Here is a 4,538-nt window from a genome sequence, read left to right on the forward strand (position 1 = left end):
CTTAAATAAAAATAAACTTAACGTTGACGTTTTTGCTTGCTTGTTCAGTTTTCAAAGAGCAATTTTTACTCGTTATCGCTCAGAAGCGACCTTCTTAATATAACATAAACTTAAATCGAATGTCAACAATAAATTAATTATTATCAAACAGTTTATTTAAATTTATTCGCCTCATTTTCAAGGCGGAAAATTAATATACCACGGATAAAAAATGTTTGCAATATAATTTTAAGAAATCGCAAATTATTTATTTCTTGTCCTTTGTTTAACCCTTTTTTATCATTATTATTCTTATTTAACTGAGATAGACTGACCTTCTCTTATTTGCTCTGAACAGTTTTCACTAAGTGATAATAGCAAGGAAATGTTATGACACGCATAATACAGCGGTATGATTGCTTTACATTGTTTTTCGCACAGGATAATCTCTTTTGCATAATGAGGACGAGCAGTACATAAACTGATGGTAGTTTAAATGAAAAGGTGTGGAATCATGGCAGAAACCTTTGCACTATATCTTTCATTAGTTATGGCAATATTTCTGATTGCGTTTGCCTATTTCGAAGCAATAAAAATATCGAATGCCGATGGCAAAATATATGGGGGTACATTCATTTTTAGCGTGACATCAGGATTTATTTTTTTCGGTTTTACGCATATTTTTATGTAATTTCATGATTTGGATCCGGATAAAAATCCGGATCCCTTGTTTACCTATGCGAATCATTTACAATAGCGGAGATAGCAGCGTCAACAAACTGGCCCTTTTCGAAAAATCTCTTCTTTAATATACCTTCATATTCAAAACCATTTTTCTCAAGTACCCTTCTCGAAGCAGCATTGGCAGGATCATAGAAGGCCTCAATCCGATTTAACCCCATTTCCTTAAAACCATAGTGAACGATTTGTGGATTACTTCAGCCATGATTCCTTTATTCCAGAAGTCAGGATGAAGTTCATAGCCGATTTCCGCTTTAAAATGTTCAGGCTCGATCGCATGAAAGCCGCATGTTCCGATTAATTGCTCAGGCTGTTCTTTTAAATCAACCGCCCAGCGGAGTTGCTCGCCTGTACGGTAGCGTTGCTGCAATCTTTGAATCAGATCAACTGCTTGCTGTTCATCCGTAAATGATGCCAGATCATAGTATTCAGTTACTTCATTCTTTGAAAAATAAGAAAACATCGCAGGAGCATCTTCCAGTCTCACTTCTCTTAAATACAGCCGATTCGTTTCCAATATCGGAAACTTTTCAAAAGCAATCTCGATCCCCATCTATACTAATCGCCACTACTATTATTTTTGAGTAAATTCTTTATGTCATCCCAGTGATATGCTGTTTCTTTATATTCTTTGCCGCCAATGTCGATCATCTGTTCAGTTAGCTTTATTGGCTTAAAGCTTTCATAAAAAAGCCTGCTTGGATTATCATTAAGCACCCAGACAACCACTGAACTAAAACCATTGGCCAATAATGCTTCTGCCCCTCTTTTGAAGAGTTTTGTCCCAACTTTATTTCCTTTGTATTCATTAAGAAGATAAATCGCATATAATTCGCTATCAGCATCGAGTTCACCTGTGCGCTCTTTGCCAAATGAAGCAAAGCCAATGATCTTGCCTTTTTCTTCTGCGACAAAAACGGCTGCACCTGGCTGAGGTGAAGATAGGATCTGCCTCCATATTTTCAATCTTTCATCTTCACTTAATTCATCAAGGAATTGTTGACTGACAATACCTTGATACGTCTGTCTCCAGCTTTTCACATGCACTTCGGCAATTCCAGCAGCATCTTTTTCCATTGCTTCTCGGATTATCATCTTTTTCCCCCTAGCTTGGAGCTGATTTTTCTTTTAACTTTTTCATCTTTATTCTTCGTTCATCCATTAAAAACATTGAAATTCCCATAATTACAATCATTCCGCCGACAATTTGTGTCATTATAACCTGTTCCCCAAGTAAATAGTAAGCCAGTACTGCCGCTCCTACTGGCTCGAACAAGATTGCCATTGAAATCGTTGATGTGCTCAGCCATTTCAATGACCAGTTAAATAATGTGTGGCCCAACAGCGTGGGTACGACGGCAAGCAATAAAAAGTAAATCCAATCTCTGCTGGCCGTTGGAATTAATGGTTCATTTCTTACCATTACATAAACAAACAAAGTTAAAGCACTTATACTGTAAACAACAAATGTATAAGTCATCAGCGATAGCCGTTTTCTGACTGTTTGTCCGAATAATAAATAGGCTGTTATGAGCGCACAGGCTGCCAATGCCAGCAAATCTCCGAACAGCGCGATGCCGCTAATTCGCAAATCACCCCAGCTAATAATAATACTTCCCACGATAGCGACAATCCCGCTCATGATTGCTTTTGCTGTCAGCGCTTCTTTAAAAAACAAATATGTCCCGACGAATGCAAATAATGGCTGCAGGGTCACAAGCACAGTGGAGCTGGCGACAGACGTATAGTTTAACGATTCAAACCAGAGGATGAAGTGAAACGCTAAAATCACTCCCGCAATCATAGAGAAAAGCCAGTCCGTTTTCCTAATAAGACGGAGCTCGGACACATACCTTAGAAGAAAAAATGGCAGCATTAGCAGCACTGAAAACAACAGCCGATAAAAAGCAATAACTCCGGCAGGTGCTGACGATACTTTCACAAGAATCGCAGAGGTGGATACGGATATCACCCCGATTGCAAGGGCAAGATATGGGTTTATTCTCGGTTCATTCATGCCTGTACTCCTTGCCAGTTGCTATTTAGAATTTATATACATAATATTACAACGTTTCATCATAAAATTTCTATACTATTACAAATTTTTATGAGAAGGATTAACTTTTTTCAAAATCGGTTAATATACATCAATACAACTTGATTTATGGGAGAGAAAGAATGACACATGCAGAAATAGAAGTTTTAATTAAGTTAGGGATATCAGCAGTGCTTGGCCTTGTGATCGGCCTTGAGCGTGAAATTAAAAGAAAGCCGGTCGGTTTAAAAACGAGTCTTGTTATTTCAATTGTCAGCTGTTTGCTGACGATTGTTTCAATTGAATCAGCCTACATGTTTCCGGGCAGTGACTCAGTTAATATCACGATGGACCCGTTGCGACTCGCTGCCCAAATCGTTTCCGGAATTGGATTTCTTGGTGCGGGGGTTATTTTACGGAGAGGCAATGACAGCATATCAGGCTTAACAACTGCCGCGATGATCTGGGGAGCAGCTGGAATCGGAATTGCCGTCGGTGCCGGATTTTTTTTGGAGGCGATTGCCGGTGTCACGTTGCTGATCATCAGCGTCGAATTCATGCCCTACTTAATGGGGCTAATCGGGCCAAAGCAACTCCGGGAAAAAGAAATTCGCCTGCAATTAAAAGTGCGCGAGAAAAAGAATATTGCTGACATTATCACACATATTAAGAAAGAGAAAATTTCGATCAAAACCATTCGTATTAAGGATCTCGAAGAAGGCGACCAACTCGTCCAGCTAATCATCACGGTGCATTTCAAACGATTGACGACCGATGTATATTATGCAGTCTCGGACATTGACGGCGTCGGCAATGTTGAAATAGAAAACCTTCATTAAAAAGAGGAGCGATTTTTTGCTCCTCTTTTTAAATTTCGCTTGCATATAAGGAAAGTTCAAGCTATAATCTTTTTTGTACCTTAACAAAGCTTCATCCCGGGGAATTAGCTCAGCTGGGAGAGCGCTACGCTGGCAGCGTAGAGGTCAGGGGTTCGAGCCCCCTATTCTCCATCACCGGAAACCCTTAGAGCCTCAATAGTTCTAGGGGTTTTTCTTTTTCTCCAAAAACTACTCGAAAATAGCCATTGATGTAATATTGATGTAAATCTCAAAAAGTGCCGATTAAAATGAAACTTTATTAAAACCCACTCGTATAATAATAAAAGGGCAACATTTAAAAGCGCGCCCTTCAGTGGTATAATTATGAAGTATTATCAGGATATTCCAGCCGTGATCTCTAATCCTGATTACGCCGGACAAAATCCAAAAGAACCAGGCACAGTCGAGTTATATAAGGCGATGAGCGATCATTGTCTGTTGGCCATCAAAATGAGTCCGACTACTGGCCTATTTTTAGGTTCATTTTATACTCTCAACAATGGCCAAAAAAAGGTGGCCGGCCGACTAAGAACAGGAAGAATATACCCGTTTTCATTTTTCAAATAACATGGACCAGAGATGACGGAAGGACACAAAATGACACTTAGGGTTTACAAAAGTAAACTATTTGGGTATCATAAAGGTGTAGAAAGCACGCATGTAATCGGACAAAACTGAATATATTAACTCCGTAAAGGACTTTGAGGTGGGAAAGGTTCCCCACGCGCTACCCGCGCGCAGCAAGTTTTGGGTAGTTACCAGAGATCAGGATTGCCGCCCTGCAAAATCATTTACATTAAGACCATCTTCTTCGGAAGATGGTCTTTTTTGATTTATCTAACATCAGGCGTGTTGATTAACCAGTTTTATACAGTAAAATAAATGAAAAAAAGACACTTTTCTTG

Annotated in this window: 5 protein-coding genes, 1 tRNA gene and 1 pseudogene; 4 read left to right on the plus strand and 3 right to left on the minus strand. The window is 39.2% G+C overall.

The features are described 5' to 3' along the window. The first annotated feature begins 493 nt into the window (after positions 1–493). Positions 494–670: a hypothetical protein gene (locus CU635_RS22995; RefSeq protein WP_180955680.1), complete on the plus strand. Its 177-nt coding sequence runs from the start codon at positions 494–496 to the stop codon at positions 668–670. Positions 671–710: 40 nt separating this feature from the next. Here CU635_RS22995 and CU635_RS23000 read toward each other — a convergent pair. The 3 genes and pseudogenes from CU635_RS23000 to CU635_RS23010 all read right to left on the minus strand — a co-directional run bounded on the left by CU635_RS23000 (position 711) and on the right by CU635_RS23010 (position 2,737). Next, positions 711–1,273: pseudogene (locus CU635_RS23000) on the minus strand (GNAT family N-acetyltransferase). A gap of 5 nt (positions 1,274–1,278) precedes the next feature. After that, positions 1,279–1,815 carry a GNAT family N-acetyltransferase gene (locus CU635_RS23005; RefSeq protein WP_101579666.1) on the minus strand — a complete coding sequence of 179 codons (537 nt, stop codon included), beginning with the start codon at positions 1,813–1,815 and terminating at the stop codon, positions 1,279–1,281. Between the two features lie 10 nt (positions 1,816–1,825). Then, a complete protein-coding gene (locus CU635_RS23010; RefSeq protein WP_101579667.1) occupies positions 1,826–2,737 on the minus strand; it encodes a DMT family transporter in 912 nt (303 codons plus the stop codon). 161 nt (positions 2,738–2,898) lie between these two features. On the opposite strand from CU635_RS23010, the gene CU635_RS23015 reads away from it, so the two are divergent. From CU635_RS23015 to CU635_RS23025, 3 genes are all read left to right on the plus strand, one after another. Next, entirely contained in the window at positions 2,899–3,594 is a 696-nt protein-coding gene (locus CU635_RS23015; protein WP_101579668.1) for an MgtC/SapB family protein, read from the plus strand. A gap of 98 nt (positions 3,595–3,692) precedes the next feature. Next, a tRNA-Ala gene (locus tag CU635_RS23020) sits at positions 3,693–3,765 on the plus strand. A 192-nt stretch (positions 3,766–3,957) separates the two neighbouring features. Beyond that, positions 3,958–4,200 (plus strand): PBECR3 domain-containing polyvalent protein, encoded by a 243-nt coding sequence (locus CU635_RS23025; protein WP_101579669.1) that lies wholly within the window; start codon positions 3,958–3,960, stop codon positions 4,198–4,200. The last annotated feature ends 338 nt before the right edge of the window (positions 4,201–4,538 follow it).

The sequence above is a fragment of the Bacillus canaveralius genome, assembly GCF_002860125.1.
Taxonomy (GTDB): Bacteria; Bacillota; Bacilli; order Bacillales; family Cytobacillaceae; genus Bacillus_BJ; species Bacillus_BJ canaveralius.